The sequence below is a fragment of the Thioalkalivibrio sulfidiphilus HL-EbGr7 genome, from assembly GCF_000021985.1.
Taxonomy (GTDB): domain Bacteria; phylum Pseudomonadota; class Gammaproteobacteria; order Ectothiorhodospirales; family Ectothiorhodospiraceae; genus Thioalkalivibrio_A; species Thioalkalivibrio_A sulfidiphilus.
In genome coordinates, this window is the sequence record NC_011901.1 from 1161287 (window position 1) to 1183436 (window position 22150).

26 protein-coding genes are annotated in these 22150 nt (G+C 65.7%); 19 read left to right on the forward strand and 7 right to left on the reverse strand.

All coding sequences use genetic code 11. From position 1 onward, the window contains the following. The first annotated feature begins 12 nt into the window (after positions 1 to 12). From TGR7_RS05380 to TGR7_RS05395, 4 genes are all read left to right on the forward strand, one after another. Positions 13 to 339 (forward strand): YbaB/EbfC family nucleoid-associated protein, encoded by a 327-nt coding sequence (locus TGR7_RS05380; protein ID WP_012637645.1) that lies wholly within the window; start codon positions 13 to 15, stop codon positions 337 to 339. A gap of 7 nt (positions 340 to 346) precedes the next feature. Then, positions 347 to 940: a recombination mediator RecR gene (gene recR / locus TGR7_RS05385; protein WP_012637646.1), complete on the forward strand. Its 594-nt coding sequence runs from the start codon at positions 347 to 349 to the stop codon at positions 938 to 940. A 93-nt stretch (positions 941 to 1033) separates the two neighbouring features. After that, a complete protein-coding gene (locus TGR7_RS05390; protein WP_012637647.1) occupies positions 1034 to 1378 on the forward strand; it encodes a histidine triad nucleotide-binding protein in 345 nt (114 codons plus the stop codon). Positions 1379 to 1471: 93 nt separating this feature from the next. After that, positions 1472 to 2266, forward strand: a complete 795-nt coding sequence (locus TGR7_RS05395; protein ID WP_012637648.1) for a hypothetical protein — start codon at positions 1472 to 1474, stop codon at positions 2264 to 2266. Positions 2267 to 2319: 53 nt separating this feature from the next. On the opposite strand, the gene rsgA is transcribed toward TGR7_RS05395, so the two are convergent. Beyond that, positions 2320 to 3189 carry a ribosome small subunit-dependent GTPase A gene (rsgA, locus tag TGR7_RS05400; protein WP_012637649.1) on the reverse strand — a complete coding sequence of 290 codons (870 nt, stop codon included), beginning with the start codon at positions 3187 to 3189 and terminating at the stop codon, positions 2320 to 2322. Positions 3190 to 3255: 66 nt separating this feature from the next. After that, positions 3256 to 3558 carry a c-type cytochrome gene (locus TGR7_RS05405; protein ID WP_012637650.1) on the reverse strand — a complete coding sequence of 101 codons (303 nt, stop codon included), beginning with the start codon at positions 3556 to 3558 and terminating at the stop codon, positions 3256 to 3258. 186 nt (positions 3559 to 3744) lie between these two features. Between TGR7_RS05405 and orn the strand changes: the two genes are divergently transcribed. After that, complete coding sequence (gene orn / locus TGR7_RS05410; RefSeq protein ID WP_012637651.1) at positions 3745 to 4290, forward strand: oligoribonuclease; 546 nt, start codon at positions 3745 to 3747, stop codon at positions 4288 to 4290. Between the two features lie 221 nt (positions 4291 to 4511). Here orn and TGR7_RS17590 read toward each other — a convergent pair whose 3' ends face one another. The 3 genes from TGR7_RS17590 to nadB form a co-directional block, all read right to left on the reverse strand. Beyond that, positions 4512 to 4661 carry a hypothetical protein gene (locus TGR7_RS17590; protein ID WP_187148418.1) on the reverse strand — a complete coding sequence of 50 codons (150 nt, stop codon included), beginning with the start codon at positions 4659 to 4661 and terminating at the stop codon, positions 4512 to 4514. Further along, positions 4646 to 4969 (reverse strand): sulfurtransferase, encoded by a 324-nt coding sequence (locus TGR7_RS05415; protein WP_049764619.1) that lies wholly within the window; start codon positions 4967 to 4969, stop codon positions 4646 to 4648. Before TGR7_RS05415 ends, TGR7_RS17590 begins: the two co-directional genes overlap by 16 nt. A gap of 97 nt (positions 4970 to 5066) precedes the next feature. Beyond that, complete coding sequence (gene nadB / locus TGR7_RS05420) at positions 5067 to 6695, reverse strand: L-aspartate oxidase (protein WP_012637652.1); 1629 nt, start codon at positions 6693 to 6695, stop codon at positions 5067 to 5069. A 179-nt stretch (positions 6696 to 6874) separates the two neighbouring features. On the opposite strand from nadB, the gene rpoE reads away from it, so the two are divergent. The 14 genes from rpoE to acpS all read left to right on the forward strand — a co-directional run bounded on the left by rpoE (position 6875) and on the right by acpS (position 18084). Further along, positions 6875 to 7450, forward strand: coding sequence for an RNA polymerase sigma factor RpoE (rpoE, locus tag TGR7_RS05425; protein ID WP_012637653.1), 576 nt, complete (start codon positions 6875 to 6877; stop codon positions 7448 to 7450). A gap of 49 nt (positions 7451 to 7499) precedes the next feature. Beyond that, complete coding sequence (locus tag TGR7_RS05430; protein ID WP_012637654.1) at positions 7500 to 8090, forward strand: sigma-E factor negative regulatory protein; 591 nt, start codon at positions 7500 to 7502, stop codon at positions 8088 to 8090. A 3-nt stretch (positions 8091 to 8093) separates the two neighbouring features. After that, on the forward strand, positions 8094 to 9068 hold the full coding sequence (locus tag TGR7_RS05435) for a MucB/RseB C-terminal domain-containing protein (protein ID WP_012637655.1): 975 nt from the start codon (positions 8094 to 8096) through the stop codon (positions 9066 to 9068). After that, positions 9065 to 9538, forward strand: a complete 474-nt coding sequence (locus TGR7_RS05440) for a SoxR reducing system RseC family protein (RefSeq protein ID WP_012637656.1) — start codon at positions 9065 to 9067, stop codon at positions 9536 to 9538. Before TGR7_RS05435 ends, TGR7_RS05440 begins: the two co-directional genes overlap by 4 nt. 44 nt (positions 9539 to 9582) lie before the next feature. Beyond that, a complete protein-coding gene (locus TGR7_RS05445; RefSeq protein ID WP_012637657.1) occupies positions 9583 to 11016 on the forward strand; it encodes a DegQ family serine endoprotease in 1434 nt (477 codons plus the stop codon). A 4-nt stretch (positions 11017 to 11020) separates the two neighbouring features. Then, positions 11021 to 11263: a glutaredoxin family protein gene (locus tag TGR7_RS05450; RefSeq protein WP_012637658.1), complete on the forward strand. Its 243-nt coding sequence runs from the start codon at positions 11021 to 11023 to the stop codon at positions 11261 to 11263. Beyond that, positions 11256 to 13070 carry a translation elongation factor 4 gene (gene lepA / locus TGR7_RS05455; protein ID WP_012637659.1) on the forward strand — a complete coding sequence of 605 codons (1815 nt, stop codon included), beginning with the start codon at positions 11256 to 11258 and terminating at the stop codon, positions 13068 to 13070. Before TGR7_RS05450 ends, lepA begins: the two co-directional genes overlap by 8 nt. Positions 13071 to 13120: 50 nt before the next feature. Beyond that, positions 13121 to 13924: a signal peptidase I gene (gene lepB / locus TGR7_RS05460; protein WP_012637660.1), complete on the forward strand. Its 804-nt coding sequence runs from the start codon at positions 13121 to 13123 to the stop codon at positions 13922 to 13924. Between the two features lie 22 nt (positions 13925 to 13946). Continuing rightward, positions 13947 to 14345 (forward strand): DUF4845 domain-containing protein, encoded by a 399-nt coding sequence (locus TGR7_RS05465; protein ID WP_012637661.1) that lies wholly within the window; start codon positions 13947 to 13949, stop codon positions 14343 to 14345. After that, the gene (rnc, locus tag TGR7_RS05470) at positions 14342 to 15028 is read left to right on the forward strand and encodes a ribonuclease III (protein WP_012637662.1); all 687 of its coding nucleotides are present in this window, start codon (positions 14342 to 14344) and stop codon (positions 15026 to 15028) included. Before TGR7_RS05465 ends, rnc begins: the two co-directional genes overlap by 4 nt. Positions 15029 to 15249: 221 nt before the next feature. Next, positions 15250 to 16155: a GTPase Era gene (gene era / locus TGR7_RS05475; protein ID WP_041441051.1), complete on the forward strand. Its 906-nt coding sequence runs from the start codon at positions 15250 to 15252 to the stop codon at positions 16153 to 16155. A gap of 101 nt (positions 16156 to 16256) precedes the next feature. Further along, on the forward strand, positions 16257 to 16958 hold the full coding sequence (recO, locus tag TGR7_RS05480) for a DNA repair protein RecO (protein WP_012637664.1): 702 nt from the start codon (positions 16257 to 16259) through the stop codon (positions 16956 to 16958). Beyond that, a complete protein-coding gene (gene pdxJ / locus TGR7_RS05485; RefSeq protein ID WP_012637665.1) occupies positions 16955 to 17695 on the forward strand; it encodes a pyridoxine 5'-phosphate synthase in 741 nt (246 codons plus the stop codon). The genes recO and pdxJ overlap by 4 nt, the downstream gene beginning before the upstream one ends. A gap of 8 nt (positions 17696 to 17703) precedes the next feature. Then, on the forward strand, positions 17704 to 18084 hold the full coding sequence (gene acpS / locus TGR7_RS05490; RefSeq protein ID WP_012637666.1) for a holo-ACP synthase: 381 nt from the start codon (positions 17704 to 17706) through the stop codon (positions 18082 to 18084). A gap of 304 nt (positions 18085 to 18388) precedes the next feature. Here acpS and TGR7_RS05495 read toward each other — a convergent pair whose 3' ends face one another. After that, positions 18389 to 21136, reverse strand: a complete 2748-nt coding sequence (locus TGR7_RS05495; protein ID WP_012637667.1) for a response regulator — start codon at positions 21134 to 21136, stop codon at positions 18389 to 18391. Next, entirely contained in the window at positions 21136 to 22077 is a 942-nt protein-coding gene (locus TGR7_RS05500) for an ABC transporter substrate binding protein (protein WP_245523032.1), read from the reverse strand. The genes TGR7_RS05495 and TGR7_RS05500 overlap by 1 nt, the downstream gene beginning before the upstream one ends. Between the last annotated feature and the right edge of the window lie 73 nt (positions 22078 to 22150).

Sequence of the window (22150 nt, forward strand, 5' to 3'; positions counted from 1 at the left end):
ACAGGTGATGAAATGATGAAAGGTGGACTTGGCAACCTGATGAAGCAGGCCCAGAAGATGCAGGAGCAGATGGCCCGCGCCCAGCAGGAGCTGGCCAACATGGAGGTGACCGGGCAGTCCGGCGGCGGGCTGGTGAGCGTGGTGATGACCGGCAAGCACGAGGTGCGCCGGGTGGCCATCGATCCGAGCCTGCTGGCGGACGACAAGGACATGCTGGAAGACCTGGTGGCCGCGGCCATCAACGATGCCGTGCACCGCGTCGAGGAGACCACCAAGGAGCGCATGGCGGGCCTGACCGCGGGCATGAGCCTGCCCCCGGGTTTCAAACTGCCGTTCTAGTCGCTGCGTGAAATCTTCACTGCTGGACGAACTGATCGACGCCCTGCGCTGCCTGCCGGGCGTGGGGCCCAAGTCCGCCCAGCGCATGGCCCTGCACCTGCTGGAGCGGGACCGCCCGGGCGGCGAGCGCCTGGCCGCCGTGCTGCAGGACGCCATGGCGCGCATCGGCCACTGCAAGGTGTGCCGCACCCTCACGGAGCATGAGCTGTGCCGGGTCTGTGCCGATCCCGGGCGCCAGCGGGACGTGTTGTGCGTGGTGGAGACCCCCGCCGACGTGCTGGCGGTGGAGCAGGCCACGGGATTCCGCGGCCAGTACCACGTGCTGCTGGGGCACCTCTCTCCCCTGGACGGGATCGGCCCCGAGGAACTGGGCCTGGACCGGCTCGAGACCCGTCTGGACCAAGGCGAGATCCGCGAGGTGATCCTGGCCACCAGCACCACGGCCGAGGGCGAGGTCACCGCCCACTACATCGGCGAACTGGCCCGGGCTCGGGGCATCCGCAGTACCCGCATCGCCCACGGCGTGCCCCTGGGCGGGGAGCTGGAATACGTGGATCGCGGCACCCTGTCCCACGCCTTCGAGGGCAGGCGCGAATACTAGAAAGGCGCAGAGACAAGATGCAAGATGCAAGAGGCAAGAGGGGGTTTCTTTCTTGTCTCTTGTCTCTTGTCACTTGTCTCTAGGAGTCATGCAATGACGACCTGCATCTTCTGTAAGATCGCCGCCGGCGACATCCCTGCCGAGATCGTCTACGAGGACGACCAGGTGCTGGCCTTCCGGGATCTCAATCCCCAGGCGCCCCTGCATGCGCTGGTGATCCCCCGCAAGCACATCGCGACCCTCAATGACCTGACTGCCGAGGACGAGGCCCTGGTGGGCCGCATGTACCTGGCGGCGCGTCAGGTGGCCGGGGAGGCAGGTTTAGCGACGCGCGGCTATCGTACCGTGATGAACTGCAACTCCGAGGCGGGTCAGAGTGTCTATCATATTCACTTACACGTGTTAGGCGGACGTTCCATGCAGTGGCCGCCGGGCTGAAGCGACGGGGCAGCGGCGAAGGGATGCGGCGCACCCAGGGCGACACCGGCAGGGGGGATAGCCCGAGTGGCACCCCGAGGGGAGGGCTGAACGATGAACAAGACGCGGATCTGCGCATGGGCCATGCTGGCCTGTGTCCTCTGGGGCACGGCGGCCATGGCCGAATCCGAAACCACCGGCTACCAGGTGGGCGTGTTCCTCGAAACCTATCCTGACAGCTGGCAGCTGAGCGGTCGCCATCACGATCCCCTGCTGACGACGCCCAACAGCCGTACCATCCTCAACGCCCATCTGGACAACTTCCTGCGCGGCGACTCCGGTTACCTGTTTGGCGTCGATGGTCGCATGCAGTGGGCCAGATCGGACCCCCTGAGTGAGTTGCCCATGCGTCTGGAGGCGGATTTACGTACCCTGCAGTTCCAGGCCCTGGGTGGCTATCGTTTCGGGGCCCATGGCGATGCGGTTCGCTACGACCTGCGCATGGGTCTCGGTTACCAGGGGCTGAGCCGGGAAGCGCTGGCCGGCAGTGGCTTGGCCGATGAGGACCTGGGCCTGCTGTATACCCAGTTCTCCGGCGGCCCCCGGTTCTCCAGCGGCGGCTGGCAGGGTTTCCTGGAACTGGGCGTGCGCATGCCCCTGTCCCTCACCGACGCCGGCGTGTACGGCGGGGCGGACCCCGCCGAGGCCAATGGACTGCGCAGTTCCGGCTTCATCAGTTTCCAGAACCAGTTCCAGTTGGGCGACAGCAGCGCCCTGCGCCTCAATCTCTATTACGACAGCCAGCGCTACGGCCTGCCCAACGGCCGGGGCAGCGAGCTTTATGGAGATGACGCCTCCAACGCCCGGGATCGCGACGTGTTCGGGGTCGAAATGGGTGTGAGGTTCTGAGGGGGGAATTCAAGATTCAAAGGTACTTCGCTTCACCCCTTTGAATCTTGAATTTATTTCTTCATCGCCAGATAACTGCGGTAGCGCTCGCCGCTGATTTCTCCCGCGTCCACCGCCGCCTTGATGGCACAGCCGGGTTCCCGGTCGTGGTTGCAGTTGTGGAAGCGGCACTGACCCAGGTAGGGGCGGAACTCCACGAAGCCCCGGGCCAGTGCCTCGGCGGGCAGGGGCGGGGGGGTGAAATCCCGCACCCCCGGCGAGTCTATGAGGTCGCCGCCGCCCGGCAGGTGATACAGGCTCGCGGCCGTGGTGGTGTGGCGGCCTTCTCCGGTGGCTTCCGAGACCTCCCCGATACGCAGACTTTCCCCGGGCAGCAGGGCCTGGATCAGGGATGACTTGCCCACGCCCGATTGTCCCACCAGGATGCTCGTCCTGTCCTTGAGCTCGCCACGCAGATCATCGAGCCCCAGGCCGGCACTGGCGCTGGTGTGCAGCATCGGGTAACCCAGTTGCCGATAGCGTTCTTCCATCCCGGGTTGCGGGTCCGCAGGATCCGGCTCCAGATCGGCCTTGTTGACCACCAGCAATGCGCGGGCATCCAGGTGTTCGATGGCGACCAGGTAGCGGTCCACCAGGGGCCACTGGGGCGGCGGGCGGCGGGCGATGACCACGACCACCTGGTCCAGGTTGGCGGCCACGGGCCGGGTCTGGCCCCGAGGATCCAGGCGTTGCAGGAGGTTGTGCCGGGGCAGGATGGCGCTGACCACGTCGTTGCCCGAGTCGCTGGGGCTCCATTCCACCCGGTCGCCGCACACCGCGTCCTGCAGACGGCGACGGCTGGTGCAGCGTCGGCGCTGGCCCGTCTCGTCCTCGATCACCAGCTCCGCGCCGAAGCGGGTGACCACCCGTCCCGTGTGTGTCACGCGTGATCCGGTCCCTGGGTCTGAAGGGTTTGGAGGGTGTCGAGACGGGTCACGGGCACGGCAGGCTCAGAATCTGTAGAAGTTGCTGTTGAGGTATTCCACCACGGCCATCACGTCCTCATCAAACCAGCGCAGGCCCAGCGTGCTCTCACAGCGCCGAACCTGGGCGATGAGCTGATCACGGGAGCCCACCAGGCGGTTGGCGCGGGTGTACAGGGCCGTGCCGTTGCCGCCCACCATGCTGGTGTGGCAGCTGACGCAGTTGGTGGCATGCAGTTGCTGGCCGCGGTTGACGTCGGCCTGGGCCGAGGCGCCGAACAGCAGGGCCAGGATGGCGATCACGGCGGTGAGGGTGCGGCTCGGTTTCATGGGCGGGTCCTCCCGGAAGCGCGTGCAGCCTGCTGACACAGGCATAAGTCTTAGTGTAAGACTAGGACATTGCTGGTGCCGAGTACACAGCCCGATGCTCTCGGGCCCGTGCCGACCCGCCTCGAACACCCCCGGGGGATGCGTGTACACTGCCTCCCGAAGCCAAATGCCGCACAAAGGACGTTCATGAATCCCAATCCCGACAACCTGGCCTGGATCGATCTGGAGATGACCGGTCTGGACACGGACAACGACTACATCATCGAGATCGCCACCCTGGTCACCGACAAGGACCTGAATATCCTGGCCGAGGGCCCGGTGATCGCCGTGCATCAGAGCGATGCGATCCTGGCGCGCATGGACGACTGGAATCGGGATACCCACGGCCGCTCGGGGCTCATCGACCGGGTCAGGATGAGTCTCCATACGGAGATCGAGGCGGAGCAGGAGACCCTGCGTTTCCTGGAAAAATACATCCCCCGTCGCGGATCACCCATGTGCGGCAACAGCATCTGCCAGGACCGGCGTTTCCTGGCCCGCTGCATGCCGGACCTGGAGGCCTTCTTTCACTACCGCAACCTGGACGTGAGCACCCTCAAGGAACTGGCACGGCGCTGGGCGCCGGGTGTGGCCAACGCCTTCACCAAGGAATCCAATCACCAGGCCCTGGACGACATCCGCGCCTCGGTGCAGGAACTGCGGCATTACCGGGAACACTTTATTAAAGTGTGAAGTGGGAATTGGGAAGTGGGAATGAAAGGCAAGAAGGCGAGCTTGGCTCGCCTTTTTTGTCAGCGCAGCCCCGGTCGTAGGTCGGGATTGTTCGGCGCATCCCTGCGCCTCACCCCAAGGGGGGCTCGCGCGACGAATCGCTCCCGGCGATTCGTTCAGCCCGACAGCACGGCTTCGACGGACACCGCTGTCGGGCTAAAGCCCGACCTACGGGACAGGTGTCAACGCGGGGTGCCGGTCTCTACGGGCACATCCGGGGCGTTGCCCCAGTCGGACCAGGCGCCGGGGTAGCCGCGCACCCGTTCGAAGCCCAGGTGCCTGAGCATCAGCCAGGTGTGGGCGGAGCGGTGGTGGTCTACTGCCAGACCCACCACCTCCCTGTGGGGGTGATGCCCAGGGCGACCAATTCCTCGCGCAGTTCATCGGCGGGGCGCAGGCGGAGATTGCGGTGGATGTCCATGGCCCGGGTCCATTCGTAGTGCACGGCACCGGGGATGTGTCCGCCGCGGGCGGCGCGCACGTCGATGCCCTGGTATTCACCCACGCTGCGGGTATCCACCAGGCACAGCCCGGGGTCGTTGATGTGCTCGAGAATCCAGGCCCGCTCGGCCACGTCTTCACTGCTGTACTGCCAGCCATCCCGGGTATGTCTTGTGATCAGAATTGCGCCGGTGGACAAGCAAAAAAATTTTTGCCACGGAGGTCACAGAGTCATTAATGCAGTGGTGTCTCTGTGTCCTCTGTGACCTCTGTGGCAAATCGCTTTTTTGAGTGCCTCACCTAGCCAGAGTTGGCTTAAGCACCGTGGGCCTGCCGTCCTGGGCCGGGTCCCGCTCCGGGTAGTCCAGGGTGTAGTGCAGGCCGCGACTCTCACGGCGCTGCATGGCGCAGCGGATGATGATGTCGGCCACCATCACCAGGTTGCGCAGCTCCAGCAGGTCGTTGGTGACCCGGAAGTGGCTGTAGTACTCGTCGATCTCCGCCATCAGCAGGTCCACGCGATGCTGGGCCCGCTCCAGGCGCTTGGTGGTGCGCACGATGCCCACGTAGTCCCACATGAAGCGGCGCAGTTCGTCCCAGTTGTGGGAGACCACCACCTCCTCGTCGGAGTCGGTGACCCGGCTCTCGTCCCAGGCGGGGATGGTGAGCGCCGGTGGCGTGGCGGTGTCCCGGGACAGGATGTGCTCGGCGGCGGCCCGGGCGAACACCAGGCATTCCAGCAGGGAATTGCTGGCCATGCGGTTGGCGCCATGCAGGCCCGTGTAGGCGGTTTCGCCGATGGCGTAGAGACCCTCCAGGTCGGTGCGGGCATCCAGGTCCGTGACCACGCCGCCGCAGGTGTAATGGGCGGCGGGGACCACCGGCAGGGGCTCCCGGGTCATGTCGAAGCCGAATTCCAGGCAGCGTTCGTGAATGGTGGGAAAGTGGCCTTTCACGAACTCCGCCGGCTTGTGGCTGATGTCCAGGTAGACGCAGTCGGCGCCCAGGCGCTTCATCTCGTGGTCGATGGCCCGGGCGACGATGTCTCGGGGGGCCAGTTCGCCCCGGGGGTCGAAGCGGTGCATGAAGGGCTGGCCGTCGGGCAGCAGCAGCCGGCCTCCCTCGCCACGCACCGCCTCGGAGATCAGGAAGGACTTGGCCCGGGGGTGGTAGAGGCAGGTGGGGTGGAACTGCATGAATTCCATGTTGGCCACCCGGCAGCCGGCGCGCCAGGCCATGGCGATGCCGTCGCCGGTGGAGCCGTCCGGGTTGCTGGAGTAGAGGTAGACCTTACTGGCGCCGCCGGTGGCCAGCACCACGCAGGGGGCCTGGAAGATCTCCACGCCGTTGGAACGATCCAGCACGTAGGCCCCCACACAGCGGTTGGGGCCGTCCAGGCCCAGCTTCTCGCGGGTGATCAGGTCCACGGCGATGTGCTGTTCGAACAGCTCGATGTTCGGGGCGCGCCGGGCCTGGCCCACCAGGGTGTCCTCCACGGCCCGGCCGGTGGCGTCGGCGGCGTGCACCACTCGCCGGTGACTGTGGCCGCCCTCCCGGGTGAGGTGCAGCTGGATGCTGCCGTCGGCCAGGGTCTCCTCGGTGAACGGCACCCCCAGGTCCTGCAGCCAGCGGATGCTGGCTGGGCCGTGCTCCACCGTGTAGCGCACCGAGCGCTCGTCACACAGACCGGCACCGGCCGTCAGGGTGTCCCGCACGTGGGCCTCGAGAGAGTCCTTGTCGTCCAGCACCGCGGAGATGCCGCCCTGGGCATAGAAGGTGCTGCCTTCGGTGATGGGACCCTTGCTGAGCACGGCCACCCGACGGTGGGGGGCCAGGTGCAGGGCCAGGGACAGGCCCGCCGCGCCGCTGCCGATGATCAGCACGTCATGGTGGTGGACAGCGGACTTGGCTTGAGGCGGGGTCATGGTTTGAGTTATTTTGTCACAGTTTTTGCGGCCTTAGCGTGGCATCCACGGGTCGCGCCACATGGGTTCGCCCGCTCGGGCGGGCATTCATCAGGCAACTATCCGCCAGAACTTACCGCTGGTTTACAGGTCAATCGCAGGTAGGGTACAGGACGTGCCCTGAGAGGGGGAGTGCCCGCATGGGCAAGAAGGTCACCGACGAGGAGCTGGTCAAGCGTGTTCAGGCCGGAGACAAGAAAGCTTTTGACGCCCTTGTGCTCAAGTACCAGCACAAGATCGTCAATCTTGTCTCCCGCTATGTGCACGACCCCTCTGCCGCCCTGGATGTCTCCCAGGAGGCCTTCATCAAGGCCTACCGGGGCCTGGCCAATTTCCGTGGCGACAGCGCCTTCTACACCTGGCTCTACCGGATCGCCATCAACACGGCAAAGAATTACCTCGTCTCCCAGAACCGGCGTACCCCCGACTACGAGGTGGATGCCCAGGACGCCGAGCAGATGGGCGGTGAATCCGCCCTCAAGGAATATGCAACCCCCGAGGGTGAATTGCTGTCACAGGAGATACAGGCCGCGGTGCAGCGCACCATCGAGACCCTGCCCGAGGACCTGAAGACCGCCATCACCCTGCGTGAGCTGGAAGGCATGAGTTACGAAGAGATAGCGCAGACCATGGGATGCCCGATCGGCACCGTGCGCTCACGCATCTTCCGGGCCCGGGAGGCCATCGACCGGACCCTGCGACCCCTGCTGGAGTGATGCAGGGGACGCCCATGGTTATTTTCAATCGAGTAGAGAGTGTACGCCCATGACCGCCACGAAGAATGAACGCCTGTCCACCCTGGTGGACGACGAGGCTGACAGCTTTGAGGTACGACGCCTGGTGGATGAGCTTGGCAAGCATCCCGAGGACCTGGCCCAGTGGGGCCGTTACCACCTGATCGGCGACGCCATCCGCGGCGGTCTGAATCGCTCGGCCCCGCCAGACTTCGCCAGTCGGGTGAGTGCCCTGATCGAGCAGGAGCCCGCCCTGACGGGTGTGCCCCAGCAGGTCGGCCGAGGCCTGCTCAAGCCGGTCGCCGGCGTGGCCATGGCCGCGTCCGTGGCCGTGGCCGTGCTGGTGGGTGTCATGAACGTGGGGGGTACCCCGGAGACCATGCCCGCTCCCGCTCTGGCCGAGCGCCCGGTGTCAGCCCCGCTGGCCATGCAGGTGGCTGAGGGTGAACGACAGCTGGCCTCCGGCAACGCCCAACGGGTCCGCGAGGCATCCGGTTTCAGCCGTCTCGAGACCCCCGATGCCCGACTCAACAGTTTCATCGTCAATCACGCCGAACACGCCGGTGGTCAGGGCCTGATGCCCTACGTGCGGGTGGTCGGCTTCGAAACCCCCGGGGAATAAGGCATGGGCCTGCGGGGACTCTCCCGGTACGTCCTGGCCGTGGGGCTGCTGGCCTCCAGCCACGCCTGGGCCGACGATCACCGGGCCGATGCGTTGCTGGATCGCATGATCGAGGCGGTCAGGAGCCTCAGTTACGAGGGCACCTTCGTCTACATCCACGGGCAGAAGACCGAAACCATGCAGATCGTCCACACCCGGGACGAGCGTGGCGAGCGCGAACGCCTGTTGTCCCTGACCGGCGAGCCCCGTGAGGTGATCCGCGACGAGGACGTGCTTACCTGCGTCTGGCCCGCCAGTCGTTCGGTGGTGATCGAGCCCCGGCGCAGTCGACTCGGCGGACTGCCCGCCGCCATCCCGGACCGTAAGTTCGGTCCTGACTCTCCCTACCGCTTCCAGGTGGAAGGGGAGCAGCGCATCGCCGGCCTGAGCTGCCGCACCCTGCAGATCATCCCCAACGACGATCTGCGCTACGGTCACCGCCTGTGCATCAACGAGGACTCGGGCATGCTGCTCAAGTCCGAGATGCTCGATCACCAGGGCAACACCATCGAGCAGTTCATGTTCACCAGCATCCAGTTCCCGGATTACGTTCCCGACGACCGCTTCATCCCGGTCATGAAGGGCGAGGGCTTCACCACCCACCGGGTGGATGCCCAGAGCGAGATGAACCCGGATCCGGGCTGGAGGGTGCGCGACATCCCCGACGGTTTCCGGGTGGCCTCGGTGAGCAAACGTCCCATGGCCGCCAATCTCAACCCGGTCCAGCATCTGGTGCTGAGCGACGGGCTGGCCACGGTGTCGGTGTTCATCTCCCGGGCCAGCAGTCTGGACGACCTCTACATGGGCGTGACCCAGTCCGGTGCCCTGCACGCCATGGCGGTGCCCGCCGGCGAATACCAGGTCACGGTGGTGGGCGAGGTGCCCGAGGCCACCATCCGCATGATCGCCGACTCCGTCTACCACGAGGCCAGACCGTGATCGAGGAGCAGGCCCGGGTCATCAGCGTCGAACAGGGCCATGCCTGGGTGGAGACCCAGCGCCGTTCCACCTGCGGCAGCTGCGCCGCCAACAAGGGTTGCGGCACCTCCGTGATCGCCAAGATGGTGGGCAACCGGCGCAGCCGGGTGCGCGCCATCGACCCCGTCGGGGTGCGCCTGGGTGACGAGGTGGTGGTGGGCATCGAGGAGGCCGCCCTGGTGCGTGGCTCCCTGGCGGTCTACACCGTGCCCCTGATCACCCTGCTGGTGGGTGCCCTGCTGGCCCGCTGGCTGTGGCCGGCGGCCGGTGAGCCGGTGGTGGTGTTGAGCGGCCTGGCGGGACTGGCCGCGGGACTGGTGTGGCTGCGGCTGTTTGCCGGCCGGGTCAGTTCCGATCCCCGCTACCAGCCCGTGATCCTGCGCCGCCTGCACAGCCTGCATCCCCGCGCCAATGGTGTTTTGGCCCCCTGATTGTCATAATCCCCACTGGGTTTATTCCCCGGACCGGTTTCCAGATGATGGTTTTCTCGCGTAGTACCCTGCCTTTCGCCCTGCTGTTCCTCACCCTGGTGTTTTCCGCGGCTGCCCAAGGGCGCGCCGCGCTGCCGGATTTCGTCCCCCTGGTGGAGGACAACAGCCCGGCGGTGGTCAACATCAGCACCACCCGCAATATCGCCCGCGGCGGCCGTGAACCCCCCCAGTTGCGCATCCCCGATATGCCCGATGACGGCGTGTTGGGTGACCTGCTACGGCGTTTCTTTGGCGAGGGCGGCCAGATGCCCGAGCAGTTCGACACCAGTTCCCTGGGCTCGGGCTTCATCATCTCGCGCGACGGCTACGTGGTGACCAATCATCACGTCATCGAGGATGCCGACGAGATCATCGTGCGCCTGAGCGACCGGCGCAGCTTCCCCGCCACCGTGGTCGGTTCCGATCCCAAGAGCGACGTGGCCCTGCTCAAGATCGAGGCCAGCGACCTGCCGACCCTCAAGCTGGGTAACTCCGAGCAGCTCAAGGTGGGCGAGTGGGTGCTGGCCATCGGCTCTCCCTTCGGCTTCGACCATTCCGTGACCGCGGGTATCGTAAGCGCCAAGGGGCGCAGCCTGCCCACGGAGAACTACGTGCCCTTCATCCAGACCGACGTGGCCATCAACCCGGGCAACTCCGGCGGGCCGCTGTTCAACATGAAGGGCGAGGTGGTCGGCATCAATTCCCAGATCTACAGCCGCACCGGCGGTTTCATGGGCCTGTCCTTCGCCATCCCCATCGAGATGGCCATGGAAGTGGTCGAGCAGCTCAAGACCCAGGGCTACGTGAGCCGGGGCTGGCTGGGTGTGCTGATCCAGGAGGTCACCCGGGAACTGGCCGACTCCTTCGGCATGAGCCGTCCCACCGGAGCCCTGGTGGCCCGGGTGCTGCCCGACAGCCCTGCGGAGAAGGCCGGTGTGCGGGTGGGCGACGTGATCCTGACCTTCAACGGCGAGGAGGTCACCCGCTCCAGCGCCCTGCCGCCCCTGGTGGGGCGTGCCCCGGTGGGCAAGGACGCCCGGGTCGAGATCCTGCGCGACGGTCGCAAGCAGACCCTGCGGATACGCATCGCGGAACTGCCGCCGGACGACGAACTGGCCAGCCGCGCGCCGGCCGAATCAGTGGCCCCTTCGGCAGCTGAAAATCGCTTCGGCATGACCCTGGAGCCGGTGCCCGCCGAGTTGCGCGAGGCCCTGGACCTGGAGCAGGGCGGTGTCCTGGTGGCCGGGGTCGGCGAGGGCGCGGCACGGGATGCGCGCATCCAGCGCGGCGACGTGCTGGTGATGATCAACAACCAGCGCATCGAATCTCCCGCGCATTTCGCCGAGCTGGCGGGTAAACTCACCCCCGGCAGCAGGGTCCCCGTGCTGGTGCAGCGTCCCCAGGGTCCGGTCTTTCTGGCACTGAAGGTGCCGGATTGACCCCGTGGCACGGACGCTGATCCTCTACAGCCGGGTCGGATGTCACCTGTGCGAGCAGATGCACGCGCAGCTTGCCGCCATTGATTTCCCGGATGATGTTTCCCTGAAGACCGTGGATGTGGACGCGGACCCCGCGCTGCGCGCGCGTTTCAACGTCAAGGTGCCGGTGCTGGCCCTGGATGACGAGATCCTGTGCTGCCATTTCCTCGATGAAACCGAATTGCGACAGGCCTTGAGTGATGGCTGAACCCAGACAAAAATACATCCGCAACTTCTCCATCATTGCCCACATCGATCACGGCAAGTCGACCCTGGCGGACCGCTTCATCCAGACCTGCGGAGGTCTCGACGCGCGGGAGATGTCCGAGCAGGTGCTGGATTCCATGGACCTGGAGCGCGAGCGCGGCATCACCATCAAGGCCCAGAGTGTGTCCCTGGACTACCACTCCCGCAGCGGCCAGGTCTACCAGCTGAATTTCATCGACACCCCGGGGCACGTGGACTTCTCCTACGAGGTTTCCCGCTCCCTGGCCGCCTGCGAGGGCGCGCTGCTGGTGGTGGATGCCTCCCAGGGCGTCGAGGCCCAGAGCGTGGCCAACTGCTACACCGCCATCGACCTGGACCTCGAAGTGCTGCCGGTGCTCAACAAGATCGACCTGCCCGCCGCCGACCCGGAACGGGTGGCCGCGGAGATCGAGGAGATCATCGGCATCGAGGCCAAGGACGCGGTGCGGGTCAGCGCCAAGACCGGCCAGGGCGTGGACGACCTGCTGGAGGCCCTGGTGGGGCGCATCCCGGCGCCGGCCGGCGATCCGGACGCGCCCCTGCAGGCCCTGATCATCGACTCCTGGTTCGACAACTACCTGGGCGTGGTGGCCCTGGTACGGGTCATGAACGGCACCGTGCGTGCCAAGCAGAAGATCATCGCCATGTCCACGGGCCGCACCCACCTGGTGGACCGGGTGGGCGTGTTCACACCCAAGCCCAAGGACCGGGAGGAACTCGCCGCCGGCGACGTGGGTTTCGTGATCGCCACCATCAAGGACATCACCGGGGCCAAGGTGGGCGACACCCTCACCGGCGCCGACCGGCCCGCCGAGTCGCCACTGCCCGGCTTCAAGGACGTGCAGCCCCGGGTGTTCGCGGGCATCTTCCCCATCAGCGCGGAAGACTACAACGACCTGCGCGACGCCCTGGACAAGCTCAAGCTCAACGACGCCTCCCTGCACTATGAGCCGGAGACCTCCCAGGCCCTGGGCTTCGGTTTCCGCTGCGGCTTCCTGGGCATGCTGCACATGGAGATCATCCAGGAGCGCCTGGAGCGTGAATACGATCTGGACCTGATCACCACGGCGCCCACCGTGGTCTACCACGTGGAGACCACCAAGGGTGAGGTGCTGGAGATCCACAACCCCTCCCAGCTGCCGCCGATCAACGAGATCAAGGAGATCCGCGAGCCCATCATCCGCGCCAATGTCCTGGTGCCCCAGGACTACCTGGGCGCGGTGATCAGCTTGTGCGTGGAAAAGCGCGGTGTGCAGACCCGCATGCAGTACACCGGTCGGCAGGTGGGTCTCACCTACGAGCTGCCCCTGTCCGAGGTGGTGCTGGACTTCTTCGACCGGCTCAAGTCCGTGAGCCGGGGCTACGCCTCCTTCGACTACGAGATGGCGCGCATGGAACCGGCGCCCCTGGTGAAGGTGGACCTGCTCATCAACGGCGACCGTGTGGATGCGCTGTCCGTGATCGTGCACAAGGACCAGGCCCAGAGCCGCGGCCGCCAGCTGGCCGAGACCATGAGCGAACTGATCCCGCGGCAGATGTTCGAGGTGGCCATCCAGGCGGCCATCGGCAGTCACATCATCGCGCGCACCAACGTGCGTGCGCTGCGCAAGAACGTCACCGCCAAGTGCTACGGCGGCGACGCCACCCGCAAGCGCAAGCTGCTGGAAAAGCAGAAGGCGGGCAAGAAGCGCATGAAGCAGATCGGCCGTGTGGAAGTGCCCCAGGATGCCTTCCTGGCGGTGCTGCGCGCCGACACCAAGAGCAGCTAGGCACAGGCAGCCGAGAACTGCCGGGCTGAAAGACTTAAGGGGAGCAGTGCATGACCTTCGATCTTGAACTGGTGCTGGTGCTGGGCACGCTCGTCACGGGTGTGGTCTGGCTGCTGGATGCGCTGTGGTGGAGCAAGGCCAGGCAGGCGCCGGTGCCCGTGGAGGGGGAGAGCCGCAACGCGCGTCCCCCCGAGCCCTGGTACGTGGAGTACTCCAAGTCCTTCTTCCCGGTGCTGATCATCGTGCTGGTGCTGCGCTCCTTCGTGGTGGAGCCGTTTCGCATCCCCTCCGGGTCCATGATGCCGACCCTGCTGGTGGGCGACTTCATCGTGGTCACCAAGTACAGCTACGGTATCCGCCTGCCGGTAACCCGTCAGCTGATCATCCCCACTGGTCTGCCCAAACATGGTGATGTGGCGGTATTCCGCTATCCTGAGAATCCCAGAGAGGACTACATCAAACGGGTGGTGGGACTGCCCGGGGACCGGGTGGCGTTCTACAATAAGACCCTGTTTATCAACGATCGCGCCGTGACCCAGCGGGAGATCGGGACCTACGAGGGCGTAGGCTCCGGGGACGTGATGACCGGCGCGACCCTGGCCGAGGAGACCCTCGGTGACGTCACCCACCAGATCCTGATCTGGCCCAACCGACCGTCGGTGCAGGGCGAGATCGTGGTGCCGGAAGGACACTATTTCGTGGTGGGTGACAACCGGGACAACAGCAACGACAGCCGCTACTGGGGATTCGTGCCCGAGGAGAACCTGGTGGGCAAGGCGGTGATGATCTGGATGCACTGGGATTTTGCTGACAGTTCCTCGGACCTGGGTCGGATCGGGACGCGGATACGTTAATCACGTCAAGGGGGAGATGAACATGAACCACCTGTCTGCCAAGCGCCTGCATGCCCTGGCCTTCCGCAAAGAGCGGGGCATCGCGCTCATTCCGCTGCTGTTCGTCGCGGCGGTGCTGGTGATCTTCGGTACCGTGGGCCTGCGCCTGTTTCCCATCTACCAGGAATTCATGACGGTCAACTCCGTGCTCAAGGACGTGGCCGCCGAAGGTGCCGCCAACCGCAGCATGCGCGAGATCTGGGGGGCGACCAGCCGGCGCTTCCAGGTCAACAGCGTGGACAATGTGCGCCAGGAGCACCTCAAACTGGAACAGCGGGGTGACAAGCGCGTCATCGTGCTCGACTATGAAGTGCGCACCAAGATGATCTCCAACATCGATGCGGTGGTCAGCTTCAAGCGGGAATATCCCCTGGGTCCATGAGCCGGATTCCGCTTCACGATCTCCTGCCCGAGGGGCTGCACGATTCCGAACTGCTCACCGAGGCGCTCACACACCGCAGCGCCGGGAGCCCCAACAACGAGCGCCTGGAATACCTGGGTGACGCGGTGCTGGGCATGGTGATGGCGGAGCATCTGTTCAAGGCCCACCCGGAGGCCAGCGAGGGTGACCTCAGCCGGCTTCGCGCCACCCTGGTGAACAAGGACAGCCTGGCCGTGATCGGCAAGGCCCAGGGCCTTGGCGGGCACATCAACCTGGGCCAGGGGGAGCTGAAAAGCGGCGGCGCCCGGCGCAACTCCATCCTGGCCGATGCGGTGGAGGCGGTGATCGGCGCGGTCTACCTGGACAGCGGTTTCGATGCCGCGCGGCGTTTCGTGCTGGCGCTCTACGCTGATCGGCTGGAGAGTCTGCCCGCGCTGGACGCCCTCAAGGATCCCAAGACCCGGCTCCAGGAATGGCTGCAGGGCCGCAGCCGGGAACTGCCCGTCTACGAGGTCACCTCCGTGACCGGCAAGGCCCACGAGCAGCGTTTCCGCGCCCTGTGCCGTGTGGGGGACCAAGAGTACCCGGGTGAAGGCACCAGCCGTCGGCGCGCCGAGCAGGCCGCGGCGGAATGCGCATTGAAGGCGCTGGAGACCAGTGGCAAGAGGCAAGAGGCAAGTTGAAAGCAGCCTACATTTGTCCGCCACGCCATAGCGTCAAGTATTCTTGTATCTCGTCATTTTTCTCTGGTAGCCATAGGGCGGGCCGTGCCCGCCGTCAGCCGGCCGTCCTGGAATCTGGGGCTGATGGCGGGCACGGCCCGCCCTATGAGCTAGCCCCAAGCGTCATGTTTTCTTGTATCTTGTATCTAGTCACTTGTCTCTAGCGCCTTCCTGGAGCCCCCATCATCGAAACCCAGTCCCCATCCCGCTGCGGCTACATCGCCATCGTCGGACGCCCCAACGTGGGCAAGTCCACGCTGCTCAATGCCCTGGTGGGCGAGAAGATCGCCGCCACAACCCGCAAGCCCCAGACCACCCGTCATCGCATCCTGGGCATCGTCACCCGGGGCGCTGATCAGCTCATCCTGGTGGATACGCCGGGGATCGATACCCGCTCCGAGAAACTGCTCGGCCGGGTCCTGAACCAGGCCGCCCAGGCCGTGTTCGCGGACACGGACGCGGTGCTGTTCGTGGTGGAGGCGGACCGCTGGGAGAGCGGCGATGCCCAGATCTTGGAGATGCTCAAGCAGGCCGGCGTGAAGAAGCTGGTGCTGGCCATCAACAAGGTGGATCGTCTCGAGCGCAAGGAGGCCCTGTTGCCCTTCATCGAGCGGCTGCAGGGCCTGCACGCGTTCTCGGACATCGTGCCCATCTCGGGGTTGCGCGGCGTGAACCTGGAGCCCCTGGTGGACGTGCTCCAGGGCTTCCTGCCCGAAGGTGTGCACCTGTTCCCGGAGGATGAACTCACCGATCGCAGCCAGCGCTTCAGGGTCACCGAGGTGATCCGCGAGGAGCTGCTGGAACGCCTCGGGCAGGAGGTGCCCTATGCCACGGCGGTGGAGGTGGAGTCCTGGAAGGACACGCCCACGGTCACCCACATCGACGCGGTGATCTGGGTGGAGCGCGACAGCCAGAAGGCCATCGTGGTGGGCAAGGGCGGTCGCATGATCAAGAGTGTTGGCACCGCCGCGCGCCACACCCTGGAGCAGATGCTGGAGCGCAAGGTGATGCTGCGCCTCTGGGTGAAGGTCCGGGAAGGCTGGCAGGCGGACGTGGACTCCATCCGGCGCATGGGGATTGATACTTAGAATTCAACATTCAAAGGGGGCAGCTATGCTGGAGATTCAGGCCGTACGGCCCTGCTCAGCCCCTTTGAATTTTGAATTTTGAATCTCGATTTTATTACCCCGTGAACAGAGTCCACACCACAGGCTTCATCCTGCATGTGCGTCCCTACCGGGACAACAGTCACATCCTGGATCTGCTCACCGAGGCCGAGGGACGCACCGCCTGTCTGTTCCGCGGCCGCAGCCAGAAGGCGCGCAGTTTTGCACGCTACGAGCTGGCCTGGCAGGGACGGGGCGAGCTCAAGACCCTCAGCCTGCTGGAGGAGCAGTCTGCCGTGGTGCTGGCCGCGCAACGCCTGGCCTGCGGCTTCTATGTCAACGAACTGGCCCTGAAGCTGTTGCCGCGCCAGATTCCCCTGGAGGGTTTTTTCGAGGACTACGCCCACACCGTCGCGGCACTGGCCCGACCGGACGAGGACCTGGAACCGCTGCTGCGGGGCTATGAGCGCAGCCTGCTGCATTACCTGGGTGAGGGGCTGGAAAGCATCGACCTTGCGGCGCTGGAGCCCGAGGACTGCTATGTGTACGAGGCCCAGCGCGGCTTGCGGCTTGCCGGACCCGGGGAGCGATCCCGGGGCCCCTGTGTCCATGGCGAGACCCTGCGTGAGCTGCTGGGCGGGGGTGTGCAGACGCCAAGGGGGCGCCAGGAGGCCAAGCGCCTGCTGCGCGGCTTGCTGGACCATCATCTCCAGGGCCGAAGGATCATGAGCCGCGCGCTGTTTCCCGGCGCAGCGGGACAGAGACAAGAGAACCAAGAACCATGAACACGCAAACCGCCCTGCGACTGGGCGTCAACATCGACCACATCGCCACCATCCGCCAGGCCCGGGGCACGCCCTATCCGGATCTCGTCGAGGCGGTGCGCATCGTCGAGGAGGCCGGCGCGGACATCATCACCCTGCACCTGCGCGAGGATCGTCGTCACATCCAGGACCGCGATGTGGAAATGCTGCGCGAGCGCATCACCACCGGCATGAACCTGGAGATGGCCGCCACCGAGGAGATGCAGGCCATCGCCCTGCGCATCCGCCCCCAGGCCTGTTGCATCGTGCCCGAGCGGCGCGAGGAACTGACCACCGAAGGGGGGCTGGATGTGCTGGGTCAGGAGGCACGGCTCAAGGCCTTCTGCGCGCCGCTGCTGGCCGCGGGCATCGAGGTGTCCCTGTTCGTGGAGCCCGACCTGGCGCACCTGGATGCCGCGTTGCGCATCGGTGCGCCGGTGGTGGAACTGCATACCGGTGCCTATGCCAGTGCAGCGCCGGGGCCGGATCGCGAGGCGCATCTGGAGCGCATCGTGGCCGCCGCCGCCCACGGCCACGCACGGGGCCTGGTGGTCAATGCCGGGCACGGCCTCGACTACGAGAACGTCCTGCCCATCGCGGCGATCCCGGTGATGCATGAACTCAACATCGGCCACGCCATCGTCGCCCGTGCGCTGTTCACGGGGATCGGCGAGGCGGTGCGCGCCATGCGTGCCGCCATGGACCGGGCACGGCGGTGAACCCGGCCATGAGGATCCTGGGTATCGGCACCGACCTGGCCAGCATCCCGCGCATGGCGGGGCTGCTCGAGCGCCACGGCGAACGCCTCGCCCGGCGCATCCTGCATCCCGTGGAATGGCCCGGGTATCACAGTAGCGCCGCCCCGGCGGCCTTCCTGGCCCGCCGCTTCGCCGCCAAGGAGGCGGCAAGCAAGGCGCTGGGCGTGGGGGTGGGCGCACACATGCGCTTCATGGACGTGGGCGTGGATCATGATGCGCGGGGGCGCCCGCTGCTGGTCTTCTCCGGGCGCGCCGCCGAGACCGCCGGGCGTCTCGGGGTGAAGGAATCCCACATCAGCATCACCGACGACCGGGATTACGCGCTGGCCTTCGTGATCCTGCAGGGCTGATCGTTTTTCTTCCCGGATCCCCCAATAACGGGCTGTCTCGGCCTGCCTTGCTTGCATAGGGCGGGCCATGCCCGTCGACACCCACAGAAGCCATAGGGCGGGCCGTGCCCGCCGTCACCCGAAGCCATAGGGCGGGCCGTGCCCGCCGACACCCGAAGCCATAGGGCGGGCCGTGCCCGCCGTGAGCACCGGGTTCGCCGTCAGCAGGCGGCCACGGGCCGCCCTATGGGCATGCGAGATCGTTTTCCTCGTATAGGGCGGGCACGGCCCGCCGCATCCGGATGGCCTTGGTGAAATAGCCGGGCTAGGTCTTCGGGCTGCCCAGTGATTCCAGCAGGCTGTCCCCGCCCTCGGTCAATGCCTTCAGTTCCTGTTTCCAGGCCTCCAGCAGGGTGGGGACGTCGTCCGTGCGCCCGTCCTTGAGGGCCGCTTCCAGGGCCTGGCTGCGGGTATTCAGACGTGGTGTGCCGCAGTAGCGTGAGCCGCCGTGTATGCGGTGCACCAGTTCCAGCAGGGCCTCGTTCCCCATGGATGTCTCAGTGATCTGCTCCAGGGCCTTCTGCGCATCTCGGATCAGCATGTCCAGCATGTCCCGGGCCAGCTGAGGATTGCCGCCGGCCCTTTGCAGGGAAAGCACGGGATCGTGGACCGGGTGCGGCATGTCCCGCGCCGGGTCGACGTTGCGACGGCTGGAACGGCGCACGCCCTTGTGACTTTCCTGCACACACTCGACCAGGTCCTGCTCCGAGATAGGCTTGGAAAGTACCTGGTCAAAGCCCTGCTGGAGCAGGGAGATGTGCATCTCGGGGCGGGCATCGGCGGTCACCGCGACGATGCGCGCAGTGGGATCCTCCGTGCGTATCTCCAGCATCGCCTCGATGCCGTCCTTCACCGGCATGTGCACGTCCATGAGCACCACGTCAGGCGTGTCCTCGTGATAGGCGCTCACTGCGGACGCACCATCCTCCACCTGCCGAACCTGCGCGCCCTGCTGCTGGATGATCTCCGCCAGCAGGCGCCGGTTGACGGCGTTGTCATCGGCCACCAGGAAACGCAGACCGTTCAAGGGTATCGTGTCCTCTGCGAGGTCTTCCTCCACGTCCCGGCTGGCGGTGCCGGGACGCAGTCTGCGCTGGATGGCCTGATTGAGGGACTGGACCGAGAGCGTGAGCGGCATGAAGCGCGCCCCCTGGGCGAGCAGGCCCGCCTGGGTCTCCTCCGGCATGAGGCTGTTTCTGGCGATCAGGGTGCGCGCCAGCAGTGACGGGTGCAGACGCAGTTTCTCCAGGTCATCGCCGGACAGGGAGCGCACCCAGATGATGCCGATGCCCTGGGGGTTGAGGTCCAGCTGCTGGATGTAGTCATCCAGTGATCTCCCTGCCCGGGTGCCGAGGTTCATGACCCTGAGGGTTTGCAGCAGTGCCGTGCGCACTTCTGTATCGTCGCACCAGACCGTGACCTGGCCAAGGTCGCCCGGCAGCGGCGGCGAGGGCAGCGGCACATCGCTGTCGTACAGCGGCAGCAGGAGCGTGAACAGGCTGCCCGTGCCCGGGGCGCTGTCCACCAGGATCTGTCCACCCAGCAATTCCGTGATGCCGCGGGTGATGTTCAGGCCCAGGCCTGCGCCACTGTGACGGCGTACCTCCGGATGCCTGGACTGGAAAAAGGGCTCGAAGATGTGCGGCAGGTCATCCGGTTCGATACCGGGCCCGAAATCCCGCACGCAGATCTCAAGCTGCCGGGTACGTCCTTCCTGACGCACGCTGGCATGTACGTTCACCTGGCCGTTGGCGGTGAACTTCAGCGCATTGCTGAGCAGGTTGGTGATGACCTGCTTGAAGCGCAGGTGATCGGATGTGATCGAGGCGGGTGTCTCGGGACTCATGATCAGGGTGACGTCGACCTGGCGGTCGCGCAGGGAACGGCGACAGATGCCGATCACTTCCGAAAGACATTTGCCGAGCTGGAACTGGCTGCGGTGGATGGTGATGCGCCCGGACTCCAGGCGTGCCACGTCCAGCAGGTCGTTGACCAGCTTGAGGGTGTCCTTGCTGGAGGTGTTGATGATCTCCAGCCAACCCAGATCACGGTCGTCCAGGTCGCCGTACTGTTCCAGCAGTTCTGCGTAGCCCTGGATGGCGCTCAAGGGCGTGCGCAGTTCGTGACTGATGCTGGCGAGCAGCTGGGACTTGCGCTGGTTGGCTTCTTCCGCCTTGCCGCGGGCAAGGGTCAGTTCACGGTTTTTCTGGTCGATGAGGTCCAGCTGATCCTGCAGATCCCGGGTGGCGGACTGAATGCGTTCCGCAAGCCTGGCGTGGGCGCGCTGGATGTTCTCGGCCATGTTGTCGATGCCGTGGGCCAGCTGTGCCAGTTCACCGCCTGTCCTGACCCCGGTGCGGGCCTCCAGGTTGCCGCGTCCGATACGCCGCACGGTCTCGGCCATCTGCTCCAGGGGGGCGGAAATGGGCTGCTCCAGGCGATAGATGACGAGCCCGGTAAGGGCCAGCAGGACGACGATGATGACGAGGCTTCGCAGCAGCCATTCCGTCTGGGTGACGGCGGTGGGCACCGTGGACAGGCTGATCCTGACATGCCCGATCACCCGCTCCGTGTTGCGCCGGTCCACCTCCGCGGACCCACCGAGGAAATCGAAGCCATCAAGGCTGGTGAGCACGATCGGTGCCTCGAACTGCCGGACCTCGTGACCGAACAGCAGCGCAGACAGGGTGTGCAGCCGACGGGAATCCTGGATATCGCGCACATGGGTGTAGAGCAGGTTGTCACGGTCGTCGCTGACGCGGATGCTGATCAGGTCCTGTTCCTCACGGACCCGGGTGCTCGCCGAGCGCAGGTAGGCCCGGTTTCCCGACAGCACCCCGTACTCCGCGGCCGGTGCCAGGAAGGCCACGATGGTCTCGCCGCGTTCTTCCAGTTGCCGGTTCAGCTCCATGATCTTGATGGCCGTCCAGTAGCCGGTGAGCACCATGGCCACCACCATCGAGGGCAGCAGTGCCAGGGCCAAAAGTCGGTGTTTGATGCGCCAGTTCGTCATCACGGGGATTCTTTGACTCGTATGCGGAGGGAGCGGGCCACCTGCGGGTTGATGGTCACGGTGTAGCGTTCGGTGTGGCGGTCAGTGTGCTGCCAGCGCTGCGCCCTCAGGGCGTTTGCGATCAGTTCACCGGCCTCTTCGCCGAGCATCTCCGGGCTGGAGAACACCGACATCAGTGCCCCGGCCCGGGTCATGGCCTCGGAATATCCGATCACCGGGGTGTTGCTGCGATAGGTGGTGAGCATGATGCGCACGATGGTGTCGCGATTGAAGATACGCGGATCCGGCACGGCGAGGATGGCCTGGTTCTCGCGGCTCGCCTGGGTGAACACCTCGATCAGATCCGCCTCGCGGGGAACGCCGTATTCCCGGAATTGCATGCGAGGGATCTCGGACGGATGACCCTGACGCTTTTCGGTGGCCAGGTACTGGCCATCACCGCTGACGATGCCCACCGACGCGATGCCGGTCAGCCGCTGGCTGATGATCTCTGCCATGCGTTGCAGCGAGACCTCCATGTAGATGGCCGATATCCTCACCCTGTCCGTTCTCTGGCGGGTGAGCTGCAGGAAGCTCTCTTCCGGTATGGCGATGGCGAGGATGTGCGCCTCGCGGCTGTGTTCAAGTCCCAGGCGCAGGGCATTGACGCCGGAGGTGACGATGAGGCAGTCCTGGCAGTCGTAACCGCTGATCTGCGCCATGGCGGATTCGGCGCTGGCCACGGCCGTGGATCGTGACACAGGCAGGTTTACGATCTGCCGTTCCAGTGACAGCAGCACGCGTTGATGCAGGGTGCCGTCGTCGCTGGCCAGGAGCAGCACGCGCTTCGGGGCCGGTTGCGGTTCGGAGGCGAACCCGCACAGCGGCATGAACAGGACCAGCGCCGGTAGCATCAGGCCGGCGATGAGTGATGTCCATGTGGCGATGGGTGTTCGCATCATCCTTGGGTGGTTCGATGTCCTGCTGGCTAGAAGTCGAATGACAGGCTGGCGAAGCTTCGGGTTTCTCGACGGT

Bases quoted from the DNA above. Each gene is read 5' to 3' on its own strand.
- TGR7_RS05435 (WP_012637655.1), top strand. From the start codon at position 8,094: ATGGGCCTGCGGGGACTCTCCCGGTACGTCCTGGCCGTGGGGCTGCTG.
- TGR7_RS05495 (WP_012637667.1), bottom strand. From the start codon at position 21,136: ATGACGAACTGGCGCATCAAACACCGACTTTTGGCCCTGGCACTGCTG.
- TGR7_RS05405 (WP_012637650.1), bottom strand. From the start codon at position 3,558: ATGAAACCGAGCCGCACCCTCACCGCCGTGATCGCCATCCTGGCCCTG.
- nadB (WP_012637652.1), bottom strand. From the start codon at position 6,695: ATGACCCCGCCTCAAGCCAAGTCCGCTGTCCACCACCATGACGTGCTG.
- TGR7_RS05430 (WP_012637654.1), top strand. From the start codon at position 7,500: ATGACCGCCACGAAGAATGAACGCCTGTCCACCCTGGTGGACGACGAG.
- TGR7_RS05500 (WP_245523032.1), bottom strand. From the start codon at position 22,077: ATGATGCGAACACCCATCGCCACATGGACATCACTCATCGCCGGCCTG.
- rpoE (WP_012637653.1), top strand. From the start codon at position 6,875: ATGGGCAAGAAGGTCACCGACGAGGAGCTGGTCAAGCGTGTTCAGGCC.
- acpS (WP_012637666.1), top strand. From the start codon at position 17,704: ATGAGGATCCTGGGTATCGGCACCGACCTGGCCAGCATCCCGCGCATG.
- TGR7_RS05395 (WP_012637648.1), top strand. From the start codon at position 1,472: ATGAACAAGACGCGGATCTGCGCATGGGCCATGCTGGCCTGTGTCCTC.
- pdxJ (WP_012637665.1), top strand. From the start codon at position 16,955: ATGAACACGCAAACCGCCCTGCGACTGGGCGTCAACATCGACCACATC.
- rnc (WP_012637662.1), top strand. From the start codon at position 14,342: ATGAGCCGGATTCCGCTTCACGATCTCCTGCCCGAGGGGCTGCACGAT.
- TGR7_RS05390 (WP_012637647.1), top strand. From the start codon at position 1,034: ATGACGACCTGCATCTTCTGTAAGATCGCCGCCGGCGACATCCCTGCC.
- TGR7_RS05380 (WP_012637645.1), top strand. From the start codon at position 13: ATGATGAAAGGTGGACTTGGCAACCTGATGAAGCAGGCCCAGAAGATG.
- TGR7_RS05445 (WP_012637657.1), top strand. From the start codon at position 9,583: ATGATGGTTTTCTCGCGTAGTACCCTGCCTTTCGCCCTGCTGTTCCTC.
- lepA (WP_012637659.1), top strand. From the start codon at position 11,256: ATGGCTGAACCCAGACAAAAATACATCCGCAACTTCTCCATCATTGCC.
- lepB (WP_012637660.1), top strand. From the start codon at position 13,121: ATGACCTTCGATCTTGAACTGGTGCTGGTGCTGGGCACGCTCGTCACG.
- orn (WP_012637651.1), top strand. From the start codon at position 3,745: ATGAATCCCAATCCCGACAACCTGGCCTGGATCGATCTGGAGATGACC.
- TGR7_RS05465 (WP_012637661.1), top strand. From the start codon at position 13,947: ATGAACCACCTGTCTGCCAAGCGCCTGCATGCCCTGGCCTTCCGCAAA.